Here is a 2,585-nt window from a genome sequence, read left to right on the forward strand (position 1 = left end):
GTATGCGATCCGTTAACGACGTCCTTGTCTAGAAATCGCTTCACTCTGATGCTACGTGTCCACGTGGACAGCTGGTATCAGAGTGTATGAGTGAAAAACGAGACCTGCGTAGCCGACTGGTCATCGGCCGAAAGCGAGATGGGCGTCGAGAATATGACGATGCCGCTCGAGACGAGCTGGTACAAATATGCCTGCAACCTGGCGTTTCAATAGCACGGACCGCCATGGAGCATGGTCTCAATCCGAACCTCCTGCGTAGCTGGATCGCCCGCTACCAGAAAATTCAGGCGCAACTCGAACACGAGCGAGTCGCCCGAACGCCCGCGATTTCTGATGGCGTCACGATTGACCTCCCCGGTACTCCATCGGCGTTCGTGCCGATCGTAGCGGCTACCGCATCGCCGTCTGCACAACCGCCAGAGCTATTGCCTGCAGCTCGACCGATGGCGCTCTCGCTGCACGTGAGTCTATCGAATGGCGTTGAGTTCGATCTCGGCGAAGCAAGCATCGACGAATTGGCCACCGTCATTCAAATGCTCGGGAGGCTGCCGTGTTCCGGTTCGACGAAGGCTTGAAGGTCTACCTGCACCGCGATCCTGTCGACTTTCGGTACGGCATGAACAGTCTCTCGATTCTCGTCGAACAGTCGATGCGCCTGAACCCGATGGATGCGTCGCTCTACGTGTTCGGCAATCGACGTCGCGATCGGATCAAGATCCTCGGCTGGGATGGGAACGGCTTCTGGTTGCTCATGAAGCGCCTCGAGGTTGATCACTTCATCTGGCCGGACAAGAAAACCGAAGTCGTGACCATGACGACGGAGCTGCTGCACGCGCTGCTCGACGGTGACGACATTACCACGGTCCAGCGGCATCCGACGCGGAAATATTTACGCGTGAGCTGAACATCGAATCGGCATGCCTGTCCAATCAGCATGCCGATTCAAGTCACCGTCACCGCCGATGAACTGGCCGCGCTGCTCGCGATACGTGAGCAGCACGCAGCGCTTCAGCAAGAGCGAGACGAATTGCGTAGCATGGTGCGTCTCGTGACGGCGGAACGCGATCTGGCCGAAGAGCGACTGCGCTCCTACCGTCGCGAATTGTTCGGCGCGAAGAGTGAAGCACGGGACTCCGATCAGCTCGGCCTGTTCAACGAGGCCGAAGCGCTGGGCGCAAACGCGACGCCCGCGCAGGAAGATGCACCCGATACGACGGTCGTCGCCCATACGCGCAAAAAGCGAGGCCATCGCAAGCCGCTCGATCCCAACCTGCCGCGCGACATCGTACGGCACGAACTGCCCGAAGCCGAACGCTTCTGCGTGAACGACGGTCACGCACTCGTCGAGTTCGGCGTGGAGATCAGCGAACAGCTCACGGTGATCCCTGAGCAGCTTCGGGTGATCCAGCACCAGCGCGTCAAATATGCGTGCCCGTGCTGTGAGCTCGGCATCAAGGTGACGCCGGCGCCGCCACGTATCATCCCCCGCGGACTGTTGAGCGAATCGGCGCTCGCGTGGATTGCGACCGGCAAGTATCAGTTCGGTATGCCACTGTATCGGCAAGCCGGTTTGCTGCGCCGCTTCGGCGGCGACATCTCATCGAACACGATCGCCGCGAGCATGGTTCGCGTCGGCCTTGCTGCGCAGCCCGTCATCAACCTGATGCGCGACGCGCTGCTTGATGCCGAGCTGATCTACTGCGACGAGACGACGCTCCAGGTGCTGAAAGAAGAAGGCCGCCGTACGCAAACGAAGAGTTACCTGTGGGCGCAGATGACGGGTTCGGGTGTGCCCATCCGTTGCTTTACCTATACACCGGGACGTGGCGCCTGGCTTGGCGACAAGCTGTTCACCGGCATCCGTGCGGGCGCGGTCATGATGACCGATGGCTACGAACCCTACAACGACATCGCTGAGCGTCACCAACTCGTACATCTGGGATGCTGGGTTCACGTGAGACGGTACTTCGTTAAAGCGGAAGACAGCGTGCCGAAGGCAGCGCGCACACCGGATCTGCTCACGACGCGCTTCATCAAGCTGATCGGCAAGTTGTTCGTGGCCGAAGCGCGTAGTGAAACATGGTTGGCATCGCGACGACAGCGATTGCGACGACGTTACAGCACACATGTGCTCGCAGCGATCCACACGCTGATGGTCGAGCAGTCACCCGGTGTCGCGCCGAAGAGCCTGCTCGGCAAGGGGTTGACCTATCTGCGTTCGCAGTGGCCGAAGCTCATCCGCTACATCGAAAACGGCGACTGGCCGATCAGCAACAACCCCTGTGAAAACGCGATTCGCCCGTTCTGCGTCGGCCGCCGCGGATGGTTGTTTAGCGATACCGTCGACGGCGCGCACGCGAGTGCCAATCTGTACTCTCTCGTCGAGACCTGCAAGGCGAATGGCATCGACCCATATCGCTATCTCACCTGGCTGTTCCAACGTCTCCCGCTGGCGAGCACCGTCGACGACTACGATGCGCTGCTCCCCTGGAAGATGCCGGCCGACTTGCGCTGATCCGCTTCCTTACCGCACCTTAAGCGCTCCACCGATTTACTCTGGAGGACGTCGTTAACGGATCGCATAC

At 60.0% G+C, this 2,585-nt stretch carries 3 protein-coding genes; all 3 read left to right on the forward strand.

The features are described from left to right. Window positions 1–86: 86 nt before the first annotated feature. From tnpA to tnpC, 3 genes are read left to right on the forward strand one after another with little or no spacing between them, the layout of a single operon-like run. The gene (gene tnpA / locus DID99_RS36295) at window positions 87–575 is read left to right on the forward strand and encodes an IS66-like element accessory protein TnpA (protein ID WP_124668699.1); all 489 of its coding nucleotides are present in this window, start codon (window positions 87–89) and stop codon (window positions 573–575) included. Continuing rightward, on the forward strand, window positions 551–904 hold the full coding sequence (tnpB, locus tag DID99_RS36300) for an IS66 family insertion sequence element accessory protein TnpB (RefSeq protein ID WP_124668700.1): 354 nt from the start codon (window positions 551–553) through the stop codon (window positions 902–904). The genes tnpA and tnpB overlap by 25 nt, the downstream gene beginning before the upstream one ends. Before the next feature lie 30 nt (window positions 905–934). Further along, entirely contained in the window at window positions 935–2,515 is a 1,581-nt protein-coding gene (gene tnpC / locus DID99_RS36305) for an IS66 family transposase (protein ID WP_124668701.1), read from the forward strand. The last annotated feature ends 70 nt before the right edge of the window (window positions 2,516–2,585 follow it).

This window comes from Burkholderia sp. Bp8986 (genome assembly GCF_003854225.1).
GTDB lineage: Bacteria > Pseudomonadota > Gammaproteobacteria > Burkholderiales > Burkholderiaceae > Burkholderia.